Genomic DNA, 25,464 nt, shown 5'->3' with positions numbered 1-25,464 from the left:
ATATGAAAACCGTCGTTTGGCAATCATTAAGCGAAGAGCAACAAAATGCAGTTCTTGAGCGCCCAGCAATTAGCGATGGTGCTAACATCACCTCAATTGTCACTGATGTATTAAATCAAGTGAAACAAGGTGGTGATGCTGCAATCAAAGAATTAACCGCCAAGTTCGATAAAGCAACGCCTGATTCTATTCGTGTATCGGAACAAGAAATCGATGAGGCTACTGCACGTTTATCGGAAGAAATGAAACAAGCGCTAGAACAAGCGCACAAAAATATTTCGGTTTTCCACAAAGCGCAAAAAGCACAGCCGTTAAGTGTTGAAACGCAACCGGGTGTGGTGTGTGAATTAGTGACCCGTGCGATTAATAAAGTCGGTTTATACATTCCAGGTGGCAGTGCGCCACTACCTTCAACGGTATTAATGTTAGGCGTTCCGGCGCAAATTGCAGGTTGTCGTAAAGTGGTGTTATGTTCACCTCCGCCGATTGCGGATGAAATCTTATATGTAGCAAAACTGTGTAATATCGATGAAGTTTACAATGTCGGTGGCGCTCAAGCGGTTGCGGCTATGGCTTACGGCACCGAGACAGTGTCTAAAGTCGATAAAATATTTGGCCCAGGTAACGCCTTTGTAACCGAAGCCAAACGTCAAGTAAGCAATGATTTCCGCGGTGCCGCGATTGATATGCCTGCCGGTCCTTCAGAAGTATTAGTGATTGCTGATGAAACAGCTGATGCAGATTTTGTCGCTGCAGATTTATTGTCTCAAGCTGAACACGGCCCAGATTCTCAAGTGGTGCTATTAACGCCATCACCGATGATTGCTGATCAAGTAGCAGAAGCGGTTCAAAAACAGCTGAAGAGTTTATCTCGCAGTGATATTGCTGAGAAAGCCTTAGGCTCAAGCTTGATTGTGATTACCGAATCGTTGACCCAATGTGTGTCAATTTCAAACTTCTACGGCCCAGAACACTTAATTGTTCAGACTAAAAACCCTCGTGAATTGTTGCCTTTACTCGATAACGCAGGCTCAATCTTCCTTGGCCAATGGTCGCCTGAATCAGTTGGGGATTACGCTTCGGGAACGAACCACGTACTGCCTACTTATGGCTACACTAAAACCTACTCAAGCTTAGGTTTAGCAGATTTCTCAAAACGTATGACAGTACAAGAGTTATCAAAAGAGGGCTTGAAAGGCTTAGCGCAAACAGTGGTTACTATGGCAGAAGCGGAAGGTCTTGATGCGCACAAACGCGCCGTGACTATTCGTATCGACCGTATTTGTAACGAACAATTGAATCAGCAATAGGCAGGAAGAACATGGAAAAGTTAGCCCGTAAACAAGTTCAAGCTTTAACACCCTACCTGTCTGCTCGCCGTATTGGTGGCAGTGGGGATGTTTGGCTAAATGCCAATGAATCACCGTTTGATAATGAGTATAAAACCAATTTTACTCGCTTAAACCGTTATAGTGAGTGCCAGCCAAAAGCTTTGATTGAAGCCTACGCGACTTATGCTGGCGTGAAAGCAGAGCAAGTATTAACTTCTCGCGGTGCCGATGAAGGTATCGAGTTACTTATTCGCGCTTTTTGTGAGCCGAATCAAGATGCAATCCTTTATTGCCCTCCGACTTATGGCATGTATGCGATCAGTGCCGAAACCATCGGTGTTGAACGTAAAGTCGTGCCTTTAACTCAAGAGTGGCAGCTGGATCTGGGGAGCATTCAAGCGCAGTTAGAGAATGTGAAACTGGTGTTTGTATGTAGCCCAAATAATCCAACCGGGAATCTGATCAAGCGTGAAGATATCGTTGCTCTATTAGAGATGACACAAGACAAAGCGATTGTAGTGATGGATGAAGCCTATATCGATTTTTGTCCAGAAGCGTCAACAATCGATTTACTTGCACAATATCCTAATCTAGCCATTTTGCGAACTATGTCGAAAGCCTTTGCTCTCGCTGGATTGCGTTGTGGTTTTACTTTGGCTAACGAAGAGTTAATCAATGTATTATTGAAAGTGATTGCTCCGTATCCTGTACCGATTCCGGTGGCTGAAATTGCTTGTCAGGCATTATCTGAAGCAGGGCTTGCACGTATGAAATATCAGGTACTGGATCTCGCGGCGAATCGCGCCTATTTGCAAGCGGGTTTATCTATGCTGCAAGGTGTGACGGTTTATGATGGCTGGGGTAACTATCTGTTAATCCAATTCACAGAGGGCGATGCGATGTTTAAAGCGGCGTGGGATAACGGCATTATTCTACGTAACTCTCCGATTAAAGATTGCGTGCGAATCAGTATCGGTAACCGTGATGAATGTGAAAAGACCTTAAGCTTCATCCGTAATCAAATCAGCGCCATCGTGTAGCTTTTTAACTTATAAAGAAAAGTATATAAATAATTTGAGCCATCAAACCTAAATTGGTGGCTGCTCTAAGAAAGGAAGTCAATGTGAGCCAAGCTAATAAAATTCTTTTTATCGACCGAGATGGCACCTTAATTGTTGAGCCGCCGGAAGATTTTCAAGTTGATCGTTTAGACAAGCTGAAATTTGAGCCTAATGTCATTCCGGTATTATTAAAACTTCAAGATGCTGGTTATCGTTTAGTGATGGTCACCAATCAAGATGGTCTAGGTACGGATAGCTACCCACAAGCGGATTTTGATGCGCCACACAATATGATGATGGATATTTTTACATCGCAAGGCGTTAAATTTGATGATGTGTTGATTTGCCCGCACTTTGATGCCGATAACTGTACTTGCCGTAAACCTAAACTCGGTTTAGTTAAAGATTACCTACAGCAAGGTAAAGTCGATTTTAAAACCTCGGCAGTGATTGGCGATCGTGCAACCGATTTACAGCTGGCAGAGAACATGGCGATTCGTGGTATTCAGTACAATCCTGAAACCATGAACTGGTTAGATATTTTAAAAGACCTAACGGTTAATTCTCGTACCTCTACGGTTGTTCGCACGACTAAAGAAACCGATATTCGTATTGCGGTTAATTTAGATGAGCAGGGTGGTAATCAAATCTCTACCGGAATGGGCTTTTTTGATCACATGCTAGATCAAATCGCCACACACGGTGGTTTCCAAATGAAAGTGGACGTTAAAGGTGATTTGCACATTGATGATCATCACACCATTGAAGATACGGCTTTAGCTCTTGGTCAAGCGTTAAAAGAAGCACTTGGTGATAAACGTGGTATTGGTCGCTTTGGTTTTAGCTTGCCAATGGATGAATGTTTAGCGCAATGTGGTTTGGATTTATCTGGCCGTCCTTATTTGAAATTTGATGCTAAATTCAGCCGTGAACAAGTGGGCGATTTATCGACGGAAATGGTGGTGCACTTCTTCCGCTCATTAACAGATACGCTGGCTTGTACTCTGCACTTATCTTCAACTGGCGATAACGACCACCACATTATTGAAAGTTTATTTAAAGCTTTCGGTCGTACGTTACGTCAAGCGATCAAAGTAGAAGGTAACGAATTGCCAAGTAGTAAAGGAGTGCTGTAATGGGATCAATATCTGTCACAAATGATGCTCAACAAGTGGTGATTATCGACACCGGTTGCGCCAATGTGTCATCAGTCAGATTTGCTATTGAACGCCTTGGTTATACGGTTACGATTTCTAAAGATCCTGCCGTGGTTCTAGGCGCGGATAAACTATTTCTACCGGGCGTAGGCACTGCTTCTGAGGCAATGAAGAACCTAGAAGAGCGTGATTTAATTAGCTTGGTTAAAAAGGTAGAGAAACCGTTATTGGGCATTTGTCTTGGTATGCAATTACTAGGCAAACTGTCTGAAGAAAAAGGTCAACAAGGTAATGCAGAAGTCAATTGCCTAGGTCTATGTGATGGTGAGGTTCGCTTAATGGATACGGGTGATTTACCTTTGCCTCACATGGGGTGGAATACGGTGAAATCTCAATCTGGTCATCCATTATTTAAAGACATTCCGGAAGATAGTTATTTCTACTTTGTGCACAGCTATGCCATGCAAGTCGGTGAGTACACCATTGCAAGTTGTGACTATGGCAACCCATTTACCGCAGCGGTGCAAAGTGGCAACTATTATGGTGTGCAATTTCACCCAGAGCGTTCCTCAAAAGCAGGCGCAAAACTGATTCAAAACTTTCTTGAGCTAAACGTATAAAAGGGAAATATAGGATGATAATTCCTGCATTAGATTTAATTGATGGACAAGTCGTACGTTTATTTCAAGGCGACTATGGACAGAAAACCGAATACAAAGTCGATCCAGTCGAGCAATTTAACCTCTACCATCAAGCCGGTGCCAATTGGCTGCATTTGGTGGATTTAACTGGTGCAAAAGATACTTCAGCACGTCAACTCGATTTAATTGCTAAGTTGCTTGCAGGCACACCGGCTAATATCCAAATTGGTGGTGGTGTACGCACAGAGCAAGATGTGATTGATCTGCTTGAAGCGGGCGCACAACGTGTTGTGGTTGGCTCGACTGCGGTGAAACAACCTGAGCTGGTCAAAGGCTGGATGGAAAAATACGGCGCAGAAAAAATCGTACTGGCTTTAGATATCAACATTGATGAGCAAGGCGTACGTCGTGTGGCGATTTCTGGCTGGCAAGAAGACTCTGGCGTGACGATTGAAGCCCTTATAGATGATTACCTTACTGTGGGGTTGAAACACGTGCTGTGTACTGATATTTCGCGTGATGGCACTTTAGCGGGCTCGAACGTTGAGCTGTATGTTGATTTATGCAAACAGTATCCACAAGTGCAATTTCAATCTTCAGGTGGCATTGGTAGCCTAGAGGATATTGCTGCGCTTAAAGGTACTGGTGTTGCTGGCGTGATTGTTGGCCGTGCATTACTTGATGGCAAGTTTACCGCAGAGGAGGCATTCTCATGTTGGCAAAGCGAATAATTCCGTGTCTTGATGTTCGAGATGGTCAAGTCGTCAAAGGCGTGCAATTTCGTAACCATGAAATCATTGGTGATATCGTACCGTTAGCGCAACGTTATGCGGAAGAAGGTGCAGATGAGCTCGTGTTTTATGATATTACTGCGTCGAGCGATGGCCGCGTAGTGGATAAAAGTTGGGTAGCTCGCGTGGCTGAAGTGATTGATATTCCTTTCTGTGTGGCTGGTGGTATTAAATCTGCCGAAGATGCCGCGCGTATTCTTGAGTTTGGCGCCGATAAAGTGTCAATCAACTCCCCAGCGCTCGCGAATCCAGAATTGATCACCGAACTGGCGGACAAATTTGGCGTGCAATGTATCGTAGTGGGCATTGATTCATACTACGACAAAGACACTGGCAAATATCAAGTTTACCAATTTACCGGTGATGAAGAGCGCACCAAGGCAACGAAATGGGAAACCCGTGATTGGGTGCAAGAAGTGCAAAAACGTGGCGCAGGGGAAATCGTACTCAATATGATGAACCAAGATGGCGTGCGTAATGGCTACGATATCGATCAATTAAACATGGTTCGTGAAGTGTGTCAGGTACCTTTGATTGCCTCAGGTGGCGCAGGCGCGATGGAGCACTTTGCAGAAGCCTATCAAAAAACTCATGTTGATGGCGCGTTAGCAGCGTCTGTTTTTCACAAACAAGTGATCAACATAAGTGAACTGAAACAATACTTAAAACAACAAGGCGTGGAGATACGTTTATGAGTGAAGGATTAACAACACAATCAAAGTTTCAAGCATCTGACGTTGTTGACTTGAATGAACGTATTAATTGGGACAAAGTCGATGGCTTAGTGCCTGTGATTGTACAAGATTACGTTTCTAGCCAAGTATTAATGATGGGCTACATGAATGCGGATGCGCTACAAAAAACCGCTGATACCGGCTTAGTCACTTTTTACTCTCGTACCAAGCAGCGTCTTTGGACCAAAGGGGAAGAATCAGGAAACAGTCTAGGTTTAGTAAACCTTTCTCTAGACTGTGACAATGATACTCTGTTGGCGAAAGTTAACCCAATTGGCCCAACTTGTCATACTGGCACGACAACATGTTTTGATGGTGATAAGCAAGAAGAAAGCCAATTGGTGTGGCTTCATCAACTTGAGCAATTACTGGCTGCCCGCAAGAGTGCCGATCCAGAATCCTCCTACACTGCAAGTCTCTATGCTCGTGGCACGAAGCGCATATCGCAGAAAGTGGGCGAAGAGGGTGTTGAAGTCGCGCTTGCGGCAACGTCGGGCGACAAGGCGGAATTAGTGTGTGAATCGGCAGATTTAATGTATCACTTGTTTGTATTGCTGCAAGATCAAGGTCTATCGTTTAATGACGTGATTAATAAATTGAAAGAACGTCATCAATAAACTAACCGCTGATCTCTAAAAGCGGATAGCCGAATAGATAAAAACCCAAATGATTTGAAGTCATTTGGGTTTTTTAATGGTTTATTTAAAACAGTCTGTCATTGAGCTTAACCACAGCACTTTTTAAACTTTTTACCACTGCCACACAGGCAAGGATCGTTTCGGCCTATTTTAGTGCTGGTAATGGTTTGATTAAGTCGTGGATCAATTTTCTCTTTTGGCATCACACCATCTATATAGCGCCATTGGCCATCTTCTTTAACAAATCTTGAGCGTTCATGTAGGCAATATTGTTTGCCGTTTTCTGCAAAGTAAGCTTTAAACTCCACCAAACCTTCAGAATTAGAAGGGGTTGGAGCATCAAGGACTTCCAGTTGTACCCAGTTACTTTCAACCGATTGAGCAATGGCGTTGGCTTCTTGTTCCGCTTGGCAAGATGAATGGTAAGTCTGGATGACAAACTCTACATTGCCAAGCACATGTGCCGAGTAACGGGCACGCATCAATTGTTCAGGCAGTTGAGCGTTAGCAGTATTTTGGTGAATAGGTTGACAACATTGGTCGTAAGGTTGCTGACTACAGCATGGGCAAAGCATAGTGTTCTCTTTACTGTTGATGAAGAAGCTTGCCTTCTAAGCGAAGGTGGTCATTTTCAGGGGTTACCCAATTAATCGCATTGTCATAAAATTGACGAGTTAGTTCTGGGGAGATTTGAAGTTTATCAGTAAACCACTGAATACTGGAATTATCGTTTTTCTCATAGGCAATGGCCAGTCCTAAAATCTCACCGAGAATACCTTGTTGTTTTGATAGTGCATTAATTGCCGTTTTGTTCAGTGGCAAGGTCCCGACTAGTTGGCAAAGTGGTTGTTGAAGGAGCTTATCGATTTGAGAAAACATTCCAACGAAGTAAGCGTGTTCGGCATTTATTTTGAATTGTTCTAAGGCGGCGACTTGTTCACAGAAATGGGCTCGATGCATGGAGCTTAAATAATAATCCGATGGCGTCCATTTATGGGCCGCGGTAAGAGATAACTCAATAAAGAATTTGATTTTATCAAGGCCGAGAATATTAAAAGCATCTTCAAACGAGGTAAAGGTTTTGGATGAATGAGCATTGATAAATCGCATTAGCTTATAGGACATTGTAATGTCATAACGAATCAGTCTTTCGATTAACTGGTAATCAATAGGAGATTGATGAATGGCAATTTTTAGTTGCTCAACGGTGAATGACGATGATTCAATTCTTCGGTGTTTGATTATTTCTGGCTCATATAATGCGTAACCTTGGAAAAAATCAAAACCGGCTTTTTTTGCTTCTTCTAGTTCTTGTTGGCTTTCAATTTTCTCAGCTAAATAATAAAGATCATAGACTTTATGAGTTTCGATAAATTTGGCTGCATCGGAGATGCTTATTTGCTTAATATCGAATTTAATCGTGCTAATGTAAGGTAGGAAACGCTCCCAGTTAGGTGATGGGATAAAGTCATCAAGGGCCATTTTGTAACCTTGTTGATGCATGGCGGCTATCGCTGAGAATAATTCGTCACTAGGTTGACAATCTTCGAGAATTTCGATCATCAATAAATCCACAGGAAAAAGTGTTGGGACTTGCTCTATTAAACTTTGATAGGGAAAATTGACGAAAAATGTTTTTTCATGTCCTTGAACATTAGTAAGAAAAAAGTGCTCAATTAATAATCGGCTGGTCGCCAACTGTGGGTCTACCGAAGGGAATTCATTTTTAAATCCTTCACGAAACAATAACTCGTAAGCCACAATCTGCTTATCGGTATTTACAATGGGCTGGCGTGCAATAAAAGAATGCATCCTTGAATCTCTTTGCTTATTAACCAGAGTAACCTCGTATTTATTAGAGTCTCAGGTTTATTATTAATTAACCTAGTAACAATATAGAAAAGCTTTCGAGGCTTCCAGCTACAAAGTAACAAGTTTGTTCGTTGACTCATAAATTCACAATAAAAAATACGATATTCAAATAACTTACTATCAGAGTCACTATCTTCGTATTCCAATTATAAGAATAGGTGAAAAGTCTGTGAGTGGATTAAATTTGTGAAGATTTTCTAAAGATTAAAGTTTTTATCCAAGGGAGCGCTGCTGTAATTCGCAACCATTGTCATCACACACTAATATCGAGCCCTGAGTATACCAGTCACCAAGTACGATTCTGGTTGCACAGCCTTGATTAGTTTGATGTTTATGAGTGTTAGGACGATGTGTATGACCGTGGATCATATGAGTGACTTGGTTAACTTCAAGGACATTGACTACTTCTTCAGGCGTCACATCCATGATTTCCATTTGCTTAGAGTTTTTTTGTTGTTTGATTTTATTTTGTACGTTGGAAACGATCTTTTTTCGTATAAACAATGGGATACAGTTAAATAGGCGCTGTAGCCATTTTTGATGAACGGTTTTACGAAATTCTTGGTATTTCTCATCTTTGGTGCACAAGGTATCACCGTGCAAGATAACAGTAGGTGTTCCGTAAAGATCGATCACTGCAGTTTCTGGTAGTAACGTCATTCCGGTTTCTTTACAAAAACGGTGCCCGAGTAAAAAGTCACGATTACCTTGTATGAAATAACAGTCAACGCCTTTCGCCGTTAACGCTTTAAAGGCGTCTTTAATGGTGACATTAAAGGGGGAGTTGTCATCATCGCCAATCCAAAATTCAAATAAATCACCGAGTACATACAGTTTTTCTGCTTCTGGTGCTTCTTCTTGCATAAAACGAAGAAAACAGGCCGTAATATCTGGACGTAAGGGAGATAAGTGGAGATCAGCAATAAATAAGGTGGTCATGAATTATCAAATTGTGTGGGGAGAAATAAAAGGGGGACAGTGCCCCCTACAAACTCGATGCTTTTATATACTTCATACTTGAAATTGCAGTTTTGTTGACGACGTTCATTCACTTGTTGCCTCGCTGCAAATCTAATTACTTTGAGTATATTATGCTTCGATTGTTGTACCAGTAATCACAACATCTTCTAGTGGTACGTCTTGGTGCATACCGTAAGAACCGGTGCTTACTGTTTTGATTTTTTCTACTACGTCCATGCCTTCAACCACTTCAGCAAACACACAGTAACCCCAACCATTCATTGTTTCAGATTTGAAATCAAGGAAAGTGTTGTCATTAACGTTGATGAAGAACTGAGAGCTTGCAGAGTGCGGTTCCATTGTACGAGCCATTGCTAATGTACCTACTTTGTTACTTAGGCCATTATTTGCTTCGTTTTTAATGGTTGCGCGAGTTGCCTTCTCTTTCAAACCAGAAGTCATGCCGCCGCCTTGAATCATAAACCCATCGATAACACGGTGGAAAAGAGTGTTGTCGTAGAAGCCATCTTGGCAATACTGTAGGAAGTTAGCCGCTGTTTCAGGTGCTTTTTCTTCGTTAAGTTGAATTTTAATATCGCCGAAGTTGGTGTGAAGGATGATCATGGTTAGGTCCTTTATCATTGGATTTAATTGGTATTGCTTATTGAGAGTTAGATTTTATAGCAACTTATCTCTAAAGCAACTTTAAACGTTATTATACCCAAGGATAGCTTATTAAAGTTAGGCTTAATGTCGACTTAATTAGCTGATTCGGTATAATCAAAAAATTATAATTTTCATCAGACGCAGAAAGAGATCATGTTAAAAATATATAACACCTTGACCCGCCAAAAAGAGGAATTTAAACCTATTCATGCTGGAAAAATTGGCATGTATGTTTGTGGTGTGACCATCTACGATCTCTGCCATATTGGCCATGGGCGTACTTTTGTATCGTTTGATGTGGTGTCTCGCTACCTACGCTTTGTTGGTTATGATCTAACTTTTGTGCGAAATATTACGGATATTGACGACAAGATCATTAAACGTGCAGCAGAAAACAATGAAAGCTGCGATTCGTTAACGGAACGCTTAATTGAAGAAATGTACGCAGATTTCGATGCGCTCAATATTAAGCGCCCGGATGTAGAGCCTCGAGCAACCCATTATATTAAAGAAATCATCGAATTAGTGGAGCGCTTAATCGAGCGTGGATTTGCCTACGTTGCTGCTAATGGCGATGTGATGTTTGAAGTGAAAAAGTTCGAACAATACGGCAAACTATCTGGGCAGGATTTAGAACAATTGCAAGCTGGTGCTCGCGTAGATGTTGAAAGCGCGAAACGTAGCCCGATGGATTTTGTGGTTTGGAAAATGTCAAAGCCAGGTGAACCGACATGGGAGTCGCCTTGGGGCCCGGGTCGTCCTGGCTGGCATATCGAATGTTCAGCAATGAATTCATCGATTCTAGGTAACCATTTTGATATTCATGGAGGTGGTTCAGATCTGCAATTTCCACACCATGAAAATGAAATTGCACAATCTTGCTGTGCTCACGATACGCCATACGTAAACACTTGGATGCACAGTGGTATGGTGATGGTTGATCGTGAAAAAATGTCTAAATCTTTGGGCAACTTCTTTACGATTCGTGATGTGTTAAAGCACTACGACTCTGAAACTGTTCGTTATTTCTTAATGTCTGGTCACTACCGTAGCCAGTTAAATTACAGCGAAGAGAACTTAAACCAAGCGCGTGCTTCATTAGAGCGATTATACACTTCATTACGTGGCCTGGATTTATCTGTTGCACCAGCTGGTGGCGAAGAATTTGTTGCTCGTTTTAGCACCGCAATGAATGATGACTTTAATACGCCAGAAGCTTACTCAGTGCTATTTGATATGGCTCGTGAAGTAAATCGCTTGAAAACTCTTGATATGGGTAAAGCTTCGGCACTTGGCGCATTAATGCGAGAACTAGCCGATGTGATTGGTATTTTACATCAAGATCCAGAAGCTTTCTTACAGGGCGAAGCGGGTAGTGATGATGAAGTGGCTGAAATTGAAGCGTTAATTAAACTACGTAATGACTCTCGCGCTGCGAAAGATTGGGTAAATGCTGATCTAGCTCGTGATAAGTTAAACGAGCTTGGTATTGAGTTAGAAGATGGTCCAGACGGTACTACTTGGCGTCGTAAGTAAATAGACCTAAATAAAGGCAATTGATTAGATAGGGCTTGTGGTGTCACCAATATACTGCAAGCCTTTTTCTCGAAACTCGAAACTCGAAACTCGAAACTCGAAACTCGAAACTCGAAACTCGAAACTGACAACTAGAAAGGTTTTTTTCTTTGGCACAGATGTATTTTTATTACTCAGCGATGAACGCGGGTAAATCAACCACACTGCTTCAATCTTCTTTTAACTATTGTGAACGTGGCATGAACCCTGTGATTTTCACAGCTGAAATCGATAACCGTGATGGCATTGGTAAAGTGAGTTCTCGTATTGGTTTACAGTCAGATGCGCACTTGTACAATGACACCACCGATATGTTTAGTGCAATTAAATTATTATGTGAAAAGGAAAAAATTCACTGCGTCATGATTGATGAATGTCAGTTCTTAAATAAAGAACAAGTGTATCAATTAACCGAAGTGGTGGATAAATTACACATTCCCGTATTATGTTATGGGTTACGTAGTGATTTTTTAGGTGAGTTGTTTGAAGGCAGTCAATACTTGCTTGCTTGGGCTGATAAGTTGGTTGAGTTAAAAACCATTTGTCACTGCGGACGTAAAGCTAACATGGTGATTCGTATGGATGAATATGGTAAAGCGATTGCAGAAGGTGACCAAGTGGCGATTGGCGGTAATGATCGTTATGAATCAGTATGTCGCCTCCATTATAAAGAAGCACTAGGTAAATAATCTCAATTGAGGTTGAGTGATCGCCAATGCTAGGGATATAAAGCATAAAATTAGGGCCTATGACTCGCATTGAGTGATAGGCCCTTTTGTTATCTATACGCTGTAAAGCTATTCGTTGTACAACTAGTCTCAGAAAACTATTCTTTATAGGACTATTCTCTGAACAAACAAAAGCTTAGAACTGTGGTTTTGAGGCGAATTGTTTTGCTGCATAAGCCACACGTTCTTCTGGTGTTGGGTAATTTAACGGCGTACCTAGGTTTTCGATATGTTGCAGACGGGGCAGTAAACCGGCGCCATTAGCAATTTGGATTGCAAGGCCAGGGCGAGCATTAAGCTCTAATACCATCGGGCCTTCTTCCTTATCCAATACCATATCAGTACCCATATAACCTAATCCAGTCATTTCCCATGCGCTGGATGCTAACACTAATAGCTTTTCCCAGTTTGGTACGACTAATCCACTAAGCGGTTTGTCGGTATCTGGGTGATGGGTGATAGGGAGGTCAAACTGAACGGCTCGCACAGCACATCCCGTTGCAATATCTAAACCTACGCCAACCGCACCTTGGTGCAAGTTCGCTTTACCATCCGATGCAGCAGTAGAACAACGCATCATTGCCATAACAGGGTAACCTTTAAACACGATAACGCGAATATCAGGCACACCTTCGTAGCTGTAACCATCAAATGAAACATCATCGAATTTAATGAGGTTCTCAACAACCGCAACATCATTTTTGCCACCGAGTGAGAATAAACCTGCCAATGCATTACTAATATGGCGTTCCACATCTTGCTCATTTATCGCTTGACCTGATGGTTTAATGTAAACCCCATCTTTATGCGAAATAATGACCAAAATGCCTTTACCACCAGAGCCACGAGCCGGTTTAATCACAAAACCCGGCCAATCTTTAACCATGGCATGAATACGCTTTACTTCAGCTTGCTGGCCAATAACACCAATCAACTTAGGCACCGTTGCGCCGTGCTCTTGAGCAATAATTTTAGTCTTTAGTTTATCATCCACTAGTGGATATTTAGAACGGTCGTTATAGCGCCCAATGTAGGCGCCATTACGTTTGTTCATGCCCATAATGCCTTTAGCATGTAGCTTTTGGGGAGACGTAAACATTGAAAACATCGTTTAGTCCTCCGCTAATGGTTTGAATCTTTTCAGTTCTAATAGGCGATATCCTGTGTAGTTACCTAGCGATAAGATACACGCTAAAACGATGAACTGAGTACCGATGAAATTGAAAGTAATATGCTGAACATATGGGTTAGTCATGGCTAGATAGATAAGTACTGCAGTGAGTAGTGAGCCACTACCTTGCATAAATACTTCTTTAGCGCCTTCTTCTTCCCATAGGATAGACATACGTTCAATCGTCCAAGATAAAATGATCATTGGGAAGAATGTAATGGTTAAGCCTTGTGTCAACCCAATATTGAACGACACGATGGTGAAGATGGAAATAATTAAGATTACGGTAATAATCACCGCCGATATTCGTGACACCAGCAATAAGTTAAGTTTGGATAGGTAACCCCTGATGATTAAACCCGTACCGACAATAAGCAAGAAGCCAATGATGCCTGGTAGTAATTGAGTTTGAACAAAGGCGACAGCAATTAGTACTGGCATGAAAGTACCAGACGTTTTTAAACCGATAAGCACACGTAAGAATACAACGATTAACGCACCGATAGGGATTAACATGATGGTTTTAAACATCGCTTGTTCTTCTAACGGTAGGCTATGAATCGAGAAGTTCAATAAATTATCAGCAACCACTTTTTGCTTCGTTGCACTACTTGGTGATATATCTTGAGCTAGCATTGAGAAGAATACTTTACTGTTTTTACCACCAATAACATCGAGTAGTGAAACGTTCGATTCATCCCAAATTAGCATGTTACTTTGTTTACCCTGTTCAGTGCTGTCTGGGTTAAACAGTTGCCATACCTTACCATCCCATATTTCAATCATAGGAATGATCGATTGGCGACGACGACCATCTTCTAGTTCAATAACACCAACGGTTTTACTATAGATTTTAGATGACGATAAAATTTTACCAATCGCTTCAACTTTGCTGAAATCATCCAGAAGTAAAGAGGCGTTTTGGTTGTCAGGATCGTTGAATTGTTTGATTAACTCACGAGCAAATGTCGTGTTATCTGCCGAACGCTCAGAAGCTTGAGTAGTAATGGCATCAACTGCTGCTTGTTGTGGGCCAGTAAAGGTAGGAGCCACTAAGTCAGTTTCTAATGGTGGTAAAATTTCTGCTTGAGATTGAGGATCCACTAAGAACTGAGTTTTGTAGTAAATGGTTTGTGGACCTTTTGCATCACGTATTGACCATTCAGCACGGCGACCAGTATCAGTATTGATGTAAGATAAACCATAGCCAGGTGATGAAGCACTTTCATCAATCAGGGTAAATCCATCTTGAGTATGTGGGGCGGCTAGAGATAATTTAGCGGGACCTCCTGATGCTGTGAACTCTACACGAGCTTCAATATCCCATACTTGTCGAGATTCACCTGGCCCCCAAGGAACACCATAGTCTTGATGACGCATGACGCTCAAAGTGACCCCAGCGATAACAAGTATGGCAATGAGAAAATAAAATGGCACTCTAGACGTCATAACTTTTCCTTAACCAGTCTAAATTAATTGTTATTAAAATTATTTTTTTGAAGTATTCGATACTGCTTTAGATTCGATAAACTCTCTGCTTACATCGACATAAGCAATATCTTGAATAAATTCACGGCCCAATAAAATAGGATAATCCATTTGAGAGCGATCAGCTAAAGTGAACTGAGCTTTTTCATGTACACTACCAATCTTGATCCATAGTTCAACAACAGGTCTTCGTTCTAAAGAATTCGTGCTTGATTGTCGAATCTTTACATGGCGAACGATTGGTGCTTCTACCCATTTACGATCTTCGGGCGCAGTTTTATCGGATATATGAAATTTAACCCATTTTTTCCCATTACGTTCAAATTCTTGTAAATCAATGGCATTAATTGAAGAAGTTGTGGCACCGGTATCAACTCTGGCAATAAAAGAGCTTTTAACGATATCGATATTAACACTCTCTAATGACCCTAACGTTACCATGCCAGGGCGAGTTTGTGGTTCAAGGTTGGTTACAACAATATTTGACGTTGCCGATGGTGAAGAAGTCGTTTGTGTTTTACGCGCCGTAGTAATAAAACGTTGTTGATTGTGCTTTAAAACTTCAACTTCATTACTTAAGTTAATAACTTCTGACTCTAAGCTTGCAATATAGTCAGTCTGTTTATCAAGATTAGAATCGAGTTCTTCAATTCGATTGGAAAGCTTTTCTCCGTTTTTATTAATGGCTGCAATAGTTTGCTCAGAATAATGTTCTCCGGTCATGTATGCACAACCTGAAAGCGAACCTAGGGCAAAAACTGCAAGACCTAATGATTTTTTGAGCATATTAAACCGTTATCATCTATGTTAAGTGTTTGTTGTACAAAGTTTAGCGTATCTCGATCTGGCCGTGAAGCGCTTTCATTTCATGTAAGAAGATTCTCTGCTTATTTAAAGAACCATTTTTATTTTTTGTGATGAACTATCTTTTCATTATGAATTCTTGGCGATCAAAATAGCACGACGTGGGGCAGGATGGCCTTCAACTGTTTTGCTTGGATCGTTTGGATCAAGATAATCCGGTAATGAGTTATGGGTCATCCAATTGGTGCTTCTTTGTTCTTCGGTGGAAGTGACGTTTTCATCGACAATTTTTACATCAATAAAGCCGCACTTTTCTAACCACACTTTTAGTGCCTTGGCTGAAGGGAAAAAGTAAACATTACGCATTTGTGCGTAGCGATCTTCCGGTACTAATACCGCATTTTCGTCACCTTCAATCACTAAAGTTTCAAGTACTAATTCACCACCAGACACCAATTGGTTTTTTAGTTGAAGTAGATGATCAAGAGGCGAACGACGATGGTAAAGTACGCCCATGCTAAAGACAGTATCAAAAGCCTTTAGTTCAGGGAGTTGTTCAATCCCAAGCGGTAATAGATGAGCACGTTGGTCGCCGCCCATTAATTTACGGATCGCTTCAAATTGAATTAAGAATAAATGAGAAGGGTCGATACCAACGCATAAGCGAGCACCGGCACCAAGCATGCGCCACATGTGATAACCATTTCCACAACCAACATCTAAAACTGAACGATGCTTTAAATCAGAGATATGAGGTAGCACGCGATCCCATTTCCAATCTGATCGCCACTCGGTTTCAATATCTAAACCATGAACATGATAAGGACCTTTACGCCAAGGGTGGAAGGTACGCAGTAAGCTCTCAAGTTTCTTTTGTTCGCCTAATGCAAAAGGCTGGTTGTTAGTAATTCTAACTTGAGAAGTAATATCAATATTATCTGGTTTAATATCGGTGATTTTATTGAGAGCTTTCACCCAACGTTCAAAGTCGCCATGCTCAGCATTCTGCCAATCAGTCAGTTGTTGCGGTAAGGTATTCAACCAAGGTTGCAGACGAACATCTTGAGCAATCAGTTGATAAAAATTGGCAAAATTAAACATAATACTCTTTCTATTTTAAATATGGATATCGGGTATAGCTGAATCTTAAAGGCAGAAACAAGCTATTTGATGGCAAACATAGAACCAAAATTAAAGCATTGGAACCATACTTCGTAGCTACTGAAACCAATTTTGTTAAACCGTTTCTTATGGCTTTCAATTGAGTCTGGCCGCATCACATTTTCAATCGCACTACGCTTTTGGCTAATTTCTAATTCACTATAACCATTGGCACGTTTAAAATCATGATGCAGGTCAATCAATAATTCGTGCGCGGCTTGGTTGTCGAAAATGTACTTCTCCGACAAAATTAAAATGCCACCTGGACGTAGCCCAGCATAGATATTTTCGAGTAAAGAATAGCGGTCTTCTGGTGATAAAAATTGCAACGTAAAGTTCAACACCACAACGGAAGCATTTTCGATTTCAATGTCGCGAATATCGGCTTCAACGACATTAACCGGGGTATCTGAACGGTAAGCATTAATGTGTAATTTACAGCGTTCAATCATGGCTGGTGAATTATCGACAGCAATAATTTGGCAGTTTTCTTGTTCAATATGACGACGCATCGATAAAGTTGCCGCACCCAAAGAACAGCCTAGGTCATAAACATTCGAGTTTGGTTTGGCAAAGCGTTCCGCTAACATGCCAATAGCTGAAATAATATTGCTGTAACCCGGAACCGAGCGTTGGATCATATCGGGAAACACTTCGGCCACTTTTTCATCAAATGTAAAATCGCCCATTTTGTCTATCGGGGCTGAAAAAATCACATCACGCTGGCTCATGGCAACTCACTTACAATTGGTTTACTAGCCACTAGGTTAAGAGATCCTAATTAGTCATTGGCTAGGTGAAGATATGGTCTTATTTTAAGGGAAGTTGGCCTATATCGCTATTGCGTTTGTGGGTTATTTGATTTTATTTCAATTTACTGACCTAACCGAGTAACTTTTAACCATATTCGGCTTTTTTATTCGGCGTTGATTCGTGAATTAATGTTTTTGTTATACGTAAGCTTACTGATTCAATTGGATAACTTATGAGCGGTTAACACACCATTCACTCCTTTACTTGCGAAAAGCGAATAAATTGTGCTTCCGGTGGTCGATTTTTATCTGTTTTCCAAGTATAAATAGGAAAAGTTTTTTATACGGTGTCTCTGAGCAATCTGCTCCACCGGAAATCATTAATTATTTAAATAAGAGATTGGGAAATTCATTATGCGCACCCAGTATTGTGGTCACCTGAACAAGTCCCTAACAGGACAAACTGTCGAACTATGCGGATGGGTTAATCGCCGTCGTGATCTAGGCGGTCTGATTTTTATCGATATGCGTGACCGTGAAGGTATTGTTCAAGTTGTTATCGATCCAGATATGACCGAAATTTTTGCAGAAGCAAACCAACTGCGTAATGAATTCTGTCTCAAATTAACTGGTGAAGTACGTGCTCGTCCTGATAGCCAAATTAATAAAGATATGGCAACAGGTGAAGTTGAAGTTTACGCAACAGGCCTTGAAATCATCAATCGTTCTGAAGCGTTACCTTTAGATTTCAATCAAACTAACTCGGAAGAGCAACGTCTAAAATATCGTTATATTGATCTACGTCGCCCAGAGATGAGTGACCGTATTAAGCTACGTGCTAAAGCTTCAAGCTTTGTTCGTCGCTTCCTAGATGACAACGGTTTCCTAGATATCGAAACACCAGTACTGACTAAGGCAACGCCAGAAGGTGCGCGCGATTACTTAGTACCAAGCCGTGTTCATAAAGGCAGCTTCTACGCACTTCCTCAATCGCCTCAGTTGTTTAAGCAATTGTTGATGATGTCAGGTTTCGACCGTTACTACCAAATTGTAAAATGCTTCCGTGATGAAGATTTACGTGCTGACCGTCAGCCTGAATTTACTCAAATCGATATCGAAACATCATTCATGACGGCGGACCAAGTTCGTGGTGTGACTGAAACAATGGTTCGTGACATGTGGCAAGAACTACTGAACGTTGACCTAGGTGATTTCCCAGTAATGCCATTTTCTGAAGCGATTCGTCGTTTTGGTTCTGATAAGCCAGATCTACGTAATCCACTTGAGCTAGTAGATGTTGCAGACTTAGTAAAAGACGTTGAGTTCAAAGTGTTCTCTGGCCCTGCAAATGACGCAAAAGGCCGTGTTGCGGTTATTCGTGTTCCAGGTGGTGCAGCATTATCTCGTAAGCAAATTGATGAGTATGGTAGTTTCGTTAGCATTTATGGCGCGAAAGGTCTTGCTTGGATGAAAGTGAATGACCTTTCAGTAGGTGTTGAAGGTATTCAATCTCCAGTGGCTAAGTTCCTAAATGAAGACGTGATTAACGGCATTCTTGAGCGCACGGGTGCTCAAACAGGCGACATCATTTTATTCGGTGCAGATAAGGCAAATGTAGTCTCTGAAGCAATGGGTGCTTTGCGTATCAAACTTGGTCTAGATCTTGAACTTACTGATCTGCAAGCATGGAAACCACTTTGGGTTGTTGATTTCCCAATGTTTGAAGAAGATGATGAAGGGAACCTGCATGCAATGCACCACCCATTCACCTCTCCATTAGGCGTAACAGCAGAAGAGCTAAAAGCGAACCCAGCGGCAGCGAATTCGAATGCTTATGATATGGTATTAAATGGTTATGAAGTTGGTGGTGGTTCAGTTCGTATCCACAACGCAGAAATGCAATCAACGGTATTTGATATTCTAGGCATTGATGAAACAGAACAACGTTTGAAGTTTGGCTTTTTACTGGATGCTCTAAAATACGGTACGCCACCACACGCAGGTCTAGCATTTGGTCTAGATCGTTTGGTTATGCTACTTTGTGGTACTGATAATATTCGTGATGTGATTGCGTTCCCGAAAACAACCGCAGCGGCTTGTCCGTTAACCAATGCGCCAAGCTTAGCGAACCCAGCAGCGTTAGAAGAATTATCGATTGCGATAACCGCAGCTAAAGAAAAAGAATAATCGAGCAAGTTAAATTGAGCGATAAATAACGCAAATAAAACACCCACATTTAATGATGTGGGTGTTTTTGTTTTTATCGCTGGTTATACTTCCAACACTTACAAATATAAATAAAGAGAGAGTATGTCCATCATACTTGGAATTGATCCCGGCTCACGTATTACAGGTTATGGTGTAATTCGCCAAGAAGGTCGACATTTACATTATTTAGGCAGTGGTTGTATCCGCATGTCAGAAGAGACGCTACCTAGCCGTTTAAAGCAAATTTATGCGGGGGTGTCAGAAATTATTACCCAGTTTCAACCGGATGTCTTCGCGATAGAACAAGTCTTCATGGCAAAAAATGCAGATTCTGCGTTGAAGCTAGGCCAAGCGCGTGGCAGTGCTATCGTTGCAGCAGTGAATGCCGATTTACCGGTTTATGAATATGCCGCAAGGTTGATTAAACAAGCGGTGACCGGAACAGGTGGCGCAGATAAAGCGCAAGTTCAACATATGGTGAAAAGTATGCTCAAATTACCAGCAAAGCCTCAAGCCGATGCAGCGGATGCACTCGGTGTGGCGATTTGTCATGCCAACACCAATAAAACGCTTATTGCGTTAGCCGGTAAGGCCAGTGGTGCGAGGCGTGGTCGTTATCGATAACGCCATATTTTTTATCTGCACAATATACTGGATGTTTATCCAGTTAATTATTATCATATCAACATAAGACAAAATAAACCCTAAGCTTTGCTTAATTTTAGCTGAGCCATATTGAAAACGAGGAACATAAAGTGATTGGTCGCTTACGTGGAATATTAATAGAAAAACAACCACCAGAAGTTTTAATTGAAGTCTCTGGGGTAGGCTATGAAGTTCAAATGCCGATGAGTTGTTTTTATGAATTGCCGAATGTAAACGAAGAAGCGATTATCTATACTCACTTTGTGGTTCGTGAAGATGCTCAACTACTTTATGGATTTAATACCGTTAAAGAGCGTGCATTATTCCGTGAAGTGATTAAAGCCAATGGTGTTGGCCCGAAACTAGGTTTGGCAATTTTATCTGGCATGACAGCGTCTCAGTTTGTTACTTGTGTTGAACATGAAGATGTCAGCACTTTAGTGAAATTACCGGGTGTTGGTAAAAAAACTGCAGAGCGCCTTGTCGTTGAAATGAAAGATCGTTTGAAAGGTTGGGTGACGCACGATTTATTTACCCCAGCGACTGATGCAGCACCAATGGACTCAATGGCAGACTCACGCACTACGCATAATGCACAAGATGAAGCGGTTAGCGCATTGATTTCACTTGGTTACAAACCCCCAATGGCTTCAAAAGTGGTTTCTCAAGTGGCAAGTGCCGACATGACGAGCGAAATGATCATTCGTGAAGCTTTAAAATCAATGGTATAGGCTATTAGCCTGAGGTTAATTTAATGATAGAAGCGGATCGCTTAATTGCAGCAGATAGCCCGGTTTTTAAAGATGAAGATATCATCGATCGTGCGATTCGACCAAAACGCTTAGAAGATTATCAAGGGCAAGATCATGTCCGCGATCAAATGGAAATCTTTATTAAAGCGGCTCAATTACGTCATGAGCCACTTGATCACTTGTTGGTTTTTGGTCCTCCGGGCTTAGGGAAAACGACTTTGGCTAATATCGTTGCCAATGAAATGGAAGTGAATATTCGAACGACCTCTGGCCCTGTACTAGAAAAAGCTGGCGATCTGGCCGCATTGTTGACCAACCTAGAAGAAAACGACATCTTATTTATTGATGAAATTCACCGTCTAAGCCCTGTTGTTGAAGAAATCTTATATCCAGCGATGGAAGACTATCAATTGGATATTATGATCGGTGAAGGTCCAGCTGCTCGCTCAATTAAGATCGACTTACCACCTTTTACTTTAATTGGTGCGACAACACGTGCTGGTTCACTGACTTCACCATTACGTGATCGTTTCGGCATCGTGCAGCGTTTAGAATATTATAAGGTGAAAGACTTACAACATATCGTAAAACGCAGTGCTGATTGTCTAGGTTTATCGATGGAAGAAGAGGGTGCGCTAGAAGTTGCCAAGCGTTCTCGTGGTACGCCTCGTATTGCCAACCGCTTATTACGCCGTGTGCGAGATTATGCAGAAGTGAAAGGCAATGGCCATATTTGTCCTGATACGGCAGACAAAGCGTTGAACATGTTGGATGTCGATAATCAGGGGTTTGATTACATGGATAGAAAGCTTTTATTAGCCATAATGGAAAAATTCTCCGGTGGCCCTGTTGGGTTAGATAACCTAGCCGCTGCTATTGGTGAAGAGAAAGATACTATTGAAGATGTAATTGAACCTTACCTCATTCAACAAGGTTATCTGCAAAGAACGCCAAGAGGCCGGATCGCCAGTGATAGAGCCTACCTGCATTTTGGCTTAGATAGACCAGATCGCTAGATACAGAATGAATATCCTAAAGTCATTGGAATCATCGTGAGGCGATAAGAGAATGCAACCTCATGAGCATAGTTCGATGATGGCTTTCTTTATAAAGAGATGGGGTGAATGAATGTTGCTAACAAAACGGCTTCTTCAAGCGAGAAGACTATAAAGTACAAAAGGGTAACAAGTTGTTTGTTACCCTTTTTTTATCCTTGCAAGCCAACCTGACTACTCTAGAATCCACATTAATAACGTGTCACAAAAATTTCTACACTAAAAGCCAAATAAGAATATTTAAAATTTTTTCGATTTCAGTCACATTTATATGAACGCGAACTAAACTTTATAAGTTGGTATGTTTGATTTTTTGTTTTGTTCCAAAATTGTTTAGAAACCTTTTGAAACATCTGTATTTAATGCGTAATATTAGCACTAGCTATATTAGATAGTGCTTAACAAAATGATAACCATTTAGGCACATTTTTGTAACAAACCAAAGCGGTTTTTCTGAGTGTGTTTACTTTAACCATCCTAATCGTTGTATGAAGCTTGTTTTAGGCTCGGATAGCGACATAAAAAGGAGTTACCATGATTGATGTTGTTGATCTATCGCGGTTGCAGTTTGCAATGACAGCGATGTATCACTTCCTATTTGTTCCTTTGACTCTTGGTATGGCATTTTTACTTGCCATTATGGAGTCAGTTTATGTAATGACAGGAAAGCAAATCTACAAGGACATGACTAAGTTCTGGGGTAAGCTTTTCGGTATTAACTTTGCTCTAGGGGTTGCCACTGGCTTAACCATGGAGTTTCAGTTTGGTACTAACTGGTCATACTATTCACATTATGTAGGTGATATTTTTGGTGCGCCTTTAGCTATCGAAGCGTTGATTGCATTCTTCTTAGAATCGACAATGGTTGGCTTGTTCTTTTTCGGGTGGGACCGTTTATCAAAACGTCAACACTTAGTGGTCACTTGGCTCGTTGCGATTGGCTCTAACTTCTCTGCACTTTGGATTTTGATCGCGAATGGTTGGATGCAGAACCCAGTAGGCTCTGAGTTCAACTATGAAACCATGCGTATGGAAATGGTGAGCTTCTCTGAAGTGATCTTTAACCCAGTTGCACAAGTTAAGTTCGTTCACACCGTTTCATCTGGCTACACTTGTGGCGCGATGTTTATTTTGGGTATTAGTGCATACTACTTACTTAAAGGTCGTGATATTGCCTTTGCTCGTCGTTCGTTTGCTATTGCCGCTTCGTTCGGGATGGCTGCGATTCTATCAACGATAGTACTAGGTGATGACTCTGGTTACGAGCTTGGTGATGTACAACAAGCAAAATTAGCAGCAATTGAAGCAGAATGGCACACAGAGCCTGCTCCTGCGGCATTTACGGCATTTGCATTACCAAACCAAGATGAGATGAAGAATGATTATGCCATTCAAATCCCATATGCACTTGGTATTATCGCCACTCGTTCTTTAGATAAAGAAGTGAAAGGTATTACTGATCTTGAAGAAGAACACGAAGCTCGTATCCGTAATGGTATGATTGCTTATGATCTACTTGAGAAATTGCGTTCTGGTGATAAATCAGATGCAAACCTTACTGCTTTTGATGAAGTAAAAGACGACCTTGGTTATGGTTTATTGCTTAAGCGTTACACCGATGATGTTTCTCAAGCATCAGAAGAGCAAATTCAAAAAGCGGTAAAAGATTCGATTCCGCAAGTTTGGCCACTATTTTGGTCATTCCGTATCATGGTTGCCGCTGGTGTCATTATGTTAGGTGTGTTTGCATTCTCATTTGTTCAAACATGTCGTCAACACATCGAGAAAAACCGATTCTTGCTTAAAGCTGCCCTGTTCAGCATTCCATTACCATGGATTGCAATTGAAGCCGGTTGGTTTGTAGCTGAGTATGGTCGTCAGCCATGGGCAGTCGGTGAAATTCTACCTACAAACGTTGCAGTATCTGCATTATCGCGCGGCGAAATCTTAACTTCAATTTTTGCAATCATTGCATTTTATACTTGTCTGTTAATCGCAGAAGTATACTTGATGGTTAAATTTGCACGTAAAGGTCCTAGTAGCTTAAAAACAGGACGTTATCACTTCGAGCAAAATGACACTTCTTTAGAAGGTAAAGTTTCTCGTGAAGTTGAAGCATAAGCAGGGGATAATTCATGATTGATTACGAAGCATTACGATTTATTTGGTGGGTACTGATCGGCGTATTATTCGTCGGTTTCACTATCGCTGATGGGTTTGATATGGGGGTAGGTGCATTAGTGCCTATCATAGGCAAAACCGACACTCAGCGTCGTGTGATGATTAACTCTATTGCACCGCACTGGGATGGTAACCAAGTTTGGTTGATCACAGCGGGCGGCGCATTATTTGCTGCATGGCCTATGGTTTACGCAACATCATTTTCAGGTTTCTACCTAGCGATGATCGTAACATTGGCAGCGCTTTGGTTACGTCCAGTAGCGTTAGATTACCGTTCAAAAATTGAAACAACAAAGTGGCGTAATAACTGGGATATCTGTATCTCAATCAGTGGTTTCGTTCCACCGCTTATCTTTGGTGTAGCATTCGGTAACTTATTGCAAGGTGTACCATTTGAACTGAATGAGTTCATGATGTCTCAATACCACGGTAATTTCTTTGGTCTATTGAATCCGTTTGCACTCTTATGTGGTTTAGTTAGTGTATCTATGTTTGTTCTTCAAGGTTCAACATGGTTACAAATGAAAACCTCTGGTGATGTTTACAACCGTGCACGTACGGTTTCAACTATCACCGGTTTATTAGTGGCAATATTATTTGTTGCGGCTGGTTTTTGGGTTCAAAACATTGACGGTTATGTTCTTAAAAGTGTTATCGATCACAACGGTCCTTCAAATCCTCTTCTAAAAGAAGTTGCGCGTGAACCTGGTGCTTGGATGACTAACTTTGCGACTTACCCATTAATGTGGATTGCTCCAGTGCTTGGCGTTGTAATGGCATTGCTTGCAGTTGTTGCAACAAAAGTACAAAAAGGCGCGTTAGCATTCCTTGCTTCAAGTTTAACTTGTGCTGGTGTGATCTTAACTTCTGGTTTTGCAATGTTTCCATTCGTGATGCCATCTAGCTTAGATCCAAACGTAAGTTTCACATTATGGGATTCAACATCGAGCTTGTTGACTCTAGAAATCATGACAGGCATTGCTTTTGTTATGGTTCCTGTGATTCTTGGTTATACGACATGGACTTACTACAAGATGTTTGGTCGTCTTGATGATAAGTACATTGAAGATAATAAAAACTCACTATACTAAGG

At 41.3% G+C, this 25,464-nt stretch carries 24 protein-coding genes; 15 read left to right on the top strand and 9 right to left on the bottom strand.

Going from position 1 to position 25,464, the window contains the following annotated elements:
• Nucleotides 1-2 precede the first annotated feature (2 nt).
• The 7 genes from hisD (at nucleotide 3) to hisIE (ending at nucleotide 6,332) form a co-directional block, all read left to right on the top strand.
• On the top strand, nucleotides 3-1,310 hold the full coding sequence (hisD, locus tag ACE3G9_RS10435) for a histidinol dehydrogenase (protein ID WP_449219089.1): 1,308 nt from the start codon (nucleotides 3-5) through the stop codon (nucleotides 1,308-1,310).
• 11 nt (nucleotides 1,311-1,321) lie between these two features.
• On the top strand, nucleotides 1,322-2,371 hold the full coding sequence (gene hisC, locus ACE3G9_RS10430; protein ID WP_449219088.1) for a histidinol-phosphate transaminase: 1,050 nt from the start codon (nucleotides 1,322-1,324) through the stop codon (nucleotides 2,369-2,371).
• A gap of 83 nt (nucleotides 2,372-2,454) precedes the next feature.
• Complete coding sequence (gene hisB / locus ACE3G9_RS10425; protein WP_417879091.1) at nucleotides 2,455-3,528, top strand: bifunctional histidinol-phosphatase/imidazoleglycerol-phosphate dehydratase HisB; 1,074 nt, start codon at nucleotides 2,455-2,457, stop codon at nucleotides 3,526-3,528.
• Nucleotides 3,528-4,169: an imidazole glycerol phosphate synthase subunit HisH gene (hisH, locus tag ACE3G9_RS10420; RefSeq protein ID WP_417879090.1), complete on the top strand. Its 642-nt coding sequence runs from the start codon at nucleotides 3,528-3,530 to the stop codon at nucleotides 4,167-4,169. Before hisB ends, hisH begins: the two co-directional genes overlap by 1 nt.
• Before the next feature lie 14 nt (nucleotides 4,170-4,183).
• Nucleotides 4,184-4,921: a 1-(5-phosphoribosyl)-5-[(5-phosphoribosylamino)methylideneamino]imidazole-4-carboxamide isomerase gene (gene hisA, locus ACE3G9_RS10415; protein WP_417879089.1), complete on the top strand. Its 738-nt coding sequence runs from the start codon at nucleotides 4,184-4,186 to the stop codon at nucleotides 4,919-4,921.
• Nucleotides 4,903-5,676 (top strand): imidazole glycerol phosphate synthase subunit HisF, encoded by a 774-nt coding sequence (gene hisF, locus ACE3G9_RS10410; protein WP_417879088.1) that lies wholly within the window; start codon nucleotides 4,903-4,905, stop codon nucleotides 5,674-5,676. Before hisA ends, hisF begins: the two co-directional genes overlap by 19 nt.
• Nucleotides 5,673-6,332: a bifunctional phosphoribosyl-AMP cyclohydrolase/phosphoribosyl-ATP diphosphatase HisIE gene (hisIE, locus tag ACE3G9_RS10405; RefSeq protein ID WP_417879087.1), complete on the top strand. Its 660-nt coding sequence runs from the start codon at nucleotides 5,673-5,675 to the stop codon at nucleotides 6,330-6,332. The genes hisF and hisIE overlap by 4 nt, the downstream gene beginning before the upstream one ends.
• Nucleotides 6,333-6,439: 107 nt before the next feature.
• Here hisIE and ACE3G9_RS10400 read toward each other — a convergent pair whose 3' ends face one another.
• The 4 genes from ACE3G9_RS10400 to ACE3G9_RS10385 form a co-directional block, all read right to left on the bottom strand.
• Nucleotides 6,440-6,928: a YchJ family metal-binding protein gene (locus ACE3G9_RS10400; protein WP_417879086.1), complete on the bottom strand. Its 489-nt coding sequence runs from the start codon at nucleotides 6,926-6,928 to the stop codon at nucleotides 6,440-6,442.
• A gap of 10 nt (nucleotides 6,929-6,938) precedes the next feature.
• Entirely contained in the window at nucleotides 6,939-8,165 is a 1,227-nt protein-coding gene (locus tag ACE3G9_RS10395) for an EAL and HDOD domain-containing protein (RefSeq protein WP_449219087.1), read from the bottom strand.
• Nucleotides 8,166-8,438: 273 nt separating this feature from the next.
• Nucleotides 8,439-9,164, bottom strand: coding sequence for a UDP-2,3-diacylglucosamine diphosphatase (gene lpxH, locus ACE3G9_RS10390; RefSeq protein WP_417879084.1), 726 nt, complete (start codon nucleotides 9,162-9,164; stop codon nucleotides 8,439-8,441).
• A 150-nt stretch (nucleotides 9,165-9,314) separates the two neighbouring features.
• The gene (locus tag ACE3G9_RS10385) at nucleotides 9,315-9,809 is read right to left on the bottom strand and encodes a peptidylprolyl isomerase (protein ID WP_089123141.1); all 495 of its coding nucleotides are present in this window, start codon (nucleotides 9,807-9,809) and stop codon (nucleotides 9,315-9,317) included.
• 195 nt (nucleotides 9,810-10,004) lie between these two features.
• Here ACE3G9_RS10385 and cysS point away from each other — a divergent pair, with 195 nt between their 5' ends.
• Both cysS and ACE3G9_RS10375 read left to right on the top strand, forming a co-directional pair.
• Nucleotides 10,005-11,387, top strand: a complete 1,383-nt coding sequence (gene cysS, locus ACE3G9_RS10380) for a cysteine--tRNA ligase (protein ID WP_417879083.1) — start codon at nucleotides 10,005-10,007, stop codon at nucleotides 11,385-11,387.
• 149 nt (nucleotides 11,388-11,536) lie between these two features.
• A complete protein-coding gene (locus tag ACE3G9_RS10375) occupies nucleotides 11,537-12,115 on the top strand; it encodes a thymidine kinase (RefSeq protein ID WP_417879082.1) in 579 nt (192 codons plus the stop codon).
• Between the two features lie 175 nt (nucleotides 12,116-12,290).
• Here the strand turns inward: ACE3G9_RS10375 and ACE3G9_RS10370 are convergent, their stop codons facing one another.
• From ACE3G9_RS10370 to cmoA, 5 genes are all read right to left on the bottom strand, one after another.
• Nucleotides 12,291-13,262, bottom strand: a complete 972-nt coding sequence (locus tag ACE3G9_RS10370) for an alpha-L-glutamate ligase-like protein (RefSeq protein ID WP_449219086.1) — start codon at nucleotides 13,260-13,262, stop codon at nucleotides 12,291-12,293.
• Nucleotides 13,263-13,265: 3 nt separating this feature from the next.
• On the bottom strand, nucleotides 13,266-14,774 hold the full coding sequence (locus ACE3G9_RS10365; protein ID WP_449219085.1) for an inactive transglutaminase family protein: 1,509 nt from the start codon (nucleotides 14,772-14,774) through the stop codon (nucleotides 13,266-13,268).
• Between the two features lie 39 nt (nucleotides 14,775-14,813).
• Complete coding sequence (locus ACE3G9_RS10360) at nucleotides 14,814-15,599, bottom strand: ATP-dependent zinc protease family protein (RefSeq protein ID WP_417879079.1); 786 nt, start codon at nucleotides 15,597-15,599, stop codon at nucleotides 14,814-14,816.
• Nucleotides 15,600-15,746: 147 nt separating this feature from the next.
• The gene (cmoB, locus tag ACE3G9_RS10355) at nucleotides 15,747-16,718 is read right to left on the bottom strand and encodes a tRNA 5-methoxyuridine(34)/uridine 5-oxyacetic acid(34) synthase CmoB (protein WP_449219084.1); all 972 of its coding nucleotides are present in this window, start codon (nucleotides 16,716-16,718) and stop codon (nucleotides 15,747-15,749) included.
• A gap of 62 nt (nucleotides 16,719-16,780) precedes the next feature.
• Nucleotides 16,781-17,509: a carboxy-S-adenosyl-L-methionine synthase CmoA gene (cmoA, locus tag ACE3G9_RS10350; RefSeq protein WP_417879077.1), complete on the bottom strand. Its 729-nt coding sequence runs from the start codon at nucleotides 17,507-17,509 to the stop codon at nucleotides 16,781-16,783.
• Nucleotides 17,510-17,944: 435 nt separating this feature from the next.
• Here cmoA and aspS point away from each other — a divergent pair, with 435 nt between their 5' ends.
• The 6 genes from aspS to cydB all read left to right on the top strand — a co-directional run bounded on the left by aspS (nucleotide 17,945) and on the right by cydB (nucleotide 25,462).
• Nucleotides 17,945-19,717, top strand: coding sequence for an aspartate--tRNA ligase (aspS, locus tag ACE3G9_RS10345; RefSeq protein ID WP_417879076.1), 1,773 nt, complete (start codon nucleotides 17,945-17,947; stop codon nucleotides 19,715-19,717).
• A gap of 123 nt (nucleotides 19,718-19,840) precedes the next feature.
• Nucleotides 19,841-20,362 (top strand): crossover junction endodeoxyribonuclease RuvC, encoded by a 522-nt coding sequence (gene ruvC, locus ACE3G9_RS10340; RefSeq protein ID WP_417879075.1) that lies wholly within the window; start codon nucleotides 19,841-19,843, stop codon nucleotides 20,360-20,362.
• Nucleotides 20,363-20,493: 131 nt separating this feature from the next.
• A complete protein-coding gene (gene ruvA, locus ACE3G9_RS10335; RefSeq protein WP_449219083.1) occupies nucleotides 20,494-21,114 on the top strand; it encodes a Holliday junction branch migration protein RuvA in 621 nt (206 codons plus the stop codon).
• Nucleotides 21,115-21,137: 23 nt separating this feature from the next.
• A complete protein-coding gene (gene ruvB / locus ACE3G9_RS10330) occupies nucleotides 21,138-22,151 on the top strand; it encodes a Holliday junction branch migration DNA helicase RuvB (protein WP_417879073.1) in 1,014 nt (337 codons plus the stop codon).
• Between the two features lie 573 nt (nucleotides 22,152-22,724).
• Nucleotides 22,725-24,311, top strand: coding sequence for a cytochrome ubiquinol oxidase subunit I (gene cydA / locus ACE3G9_RS10325; RefSeq protein WP_417879072.1), 1,587 nt, complete (start codon nucleotides 22,725-22,727; stop codon nucleotides 24,309-24,311).
• A gap of 14 nt (nucleotides 24,312-24,325) precedes the next feature.
• Entirely contained in the window at nucleotides 24,326-25,462 is a 1,137-nt protein-coding gene (cydB, locus tag ACE3G9_RS10320) for a cytochrome d ubiquinol oxidase subunit II (protein ID WP_417879071.1), read from the top strand.
• Nucleotides 25,463-25,464: the final 2 nt, after the last annotated feature.

The sequence above is a fragment of the Vibrio sp. E150_018 genome (genome assembly GCF_053544035.1).
The sequence above is the reverse complement of the archived record's forward strand: the minus strand, read 5'-3'. Positions and strand labels throughout refer to the sequence as shown.